Annotated in this window: 1 protein-coding gene and 1 pseudogene; both read right to left on the bottom strand. The window is 54.6% G+C overall.

Features of this window, described 5'->3' with window-relative positions; genetic code table 11:
- Nucleotides 1–189, bottom strand: a pseudogene (locus ACXJ5O_RS28235) (ABC transporter permease); the annotation flags it as partial.
- Nucleotides 186–983, bottom strand: a 798-nt coding sequence (locus ACXJ5O_RS28230) for an ABC transporter permease (protein WP_457302799.1), incomplete at its 5' end; no start/stop codon positions are given. The pseudogene ACXJ5O_RS28235 and the gene ACXJ5O_RS28230, both read right to left, overlap by 4 nt.

The following is a 983-nucleotide window of genomic DNA, read 5'->3' as shown; positions in this document are numbered from 1 at the left end:
GGTCAGTGCCGTGGTGCGGGTCAGGTCACCGTACCATTTGAAGGTGAAACCGCTCAGGGGAAATTTGGGTGTCGCCGATGTGTTGACCGAAAAGATCGGCAGGAAAATCACCGGTAGATAGAGGAAGATGACATAAAGAAATGCGTAAGTTTTTAGCCAGCTTGGCGTAAAGTTTCGCAAGATCTTCATCGGATTCGCCTCGCTGCCGTGCGGATCACGAGAACGACAGAGGCGGCCATCGCCGTCACCACGGCCATGGTCGTTACCGAAAGCGCTGCGCCAAGTGGCCAGTTTGCGCCTTTGCCGAACTGGGCCTGGATCGCATTGGCAATCATCACACCATCTTTACCGCCGACCAGACGCGGCGTCACGAAATCGCCGACAGTCGGGATCATCACAATAAGCGTTGCAGAAATGATTCCGGGCGCCGACAGGGGTAAGGTAATTCGCAGGAATCGCCGCAATGGCCCATCGCCGAGATCGGTCGCCGCCTCGACAAGCGAGCGGTCGATTTTTTCCAGCGAGACGAAGATCGGCAGCACCGCGAATGTTGCCCACGCGTGGGTCAACGTGATCACGACTGCACTGGTGTTGTACAGGAATGCATCCGACGGACCGTTGGTGATCCCCAGGCCCATCAACGTTGCATTGAGAACGCCATTATAACCAAGGATGACTTTCCAGGACATCACCCGCAGGAGATAGCTCGTCCAGAACGGAATGGTGATCAGGAACAGCCAGAGGCCCTTATGCTTGCCGCCATGGAACGAGATGAAGAAAGCGATCGGATAGGCCAGTACGACAGTAAAGAAGCTGACGAGGAGGGAAATCCACAGCGATCGCATCAGAAGATCGCGGTAGATAGGATCGGTCAGCGCGACACGATAATTTTCGAGGGTAAAAGTCCGGTCGATCGTCAGGTAGTTTTGCGTCCAGAAACTGTTGGCAATGACGAGAACAATTGGAATGACCAGGAAGATCAC

Source organism: Phyllobacterium sp. P5_D12, assembly GCF_054049495.1.
The sequence above is the reverse complement of the archived record's forward strand: the minus strand, read 5'-3'. Positions and strand labels throughout refer to the sequence as shown.